Source organism: Micromonospora parva (genome assembly GCF_000718515.1).
GTDB classification, from domain to species: domain Bacteria; phylum Actinomycetota; class Actinomycetes; order Mycobacteriales; family Micromonosporaceae; genus Micromonospora; species Micromonospora parva.
Genome location: NZ_JNZS01000075.1, coordinates 1 through 227, shown reverse-complemented (window position 1 = coordinate 227; position 227 = coordinate 1). Strand labels below are relative to the sequence as shown.

The following is a 227-nucleotide window of genomic DNA, read 5'->3' as shown; positions in this document are numbered from 1 at the left end:
TCTCACTGGTGGCCTGCGGCGTCCACGAACCACCCAGGCTGGTGGCGGTGAACGACCGGAAGTAGCGACCCTGCGACCCGATCGCCTCCACGATCATCAGGTACTTGTTCAGGCCCTGCAGCTTGTAGACCTGCACCGCCTCGAACAGGTTGTTCGTCGTGTCACTCATGATCGTCGTGTAGTTCGACCCGAAACTGCCCGGGAAGTTCCCGATCGGCATACTCGCC

At 61.2% G+C, this 227-nt stretch carries 1 protein-coding gene; it reads right to left on the bottom strand.

Going from position 1 to position 227, the window contains the following annotated elements; genetic code table 11:
• The coding region (locus IF22_RS33515; protein WP_280940619.1) for a non-reducing end alpha-L-arabinofuranosidase family hydrolase at nt 1–227 on the bottom strand (227 nt) is incomplete at both ends.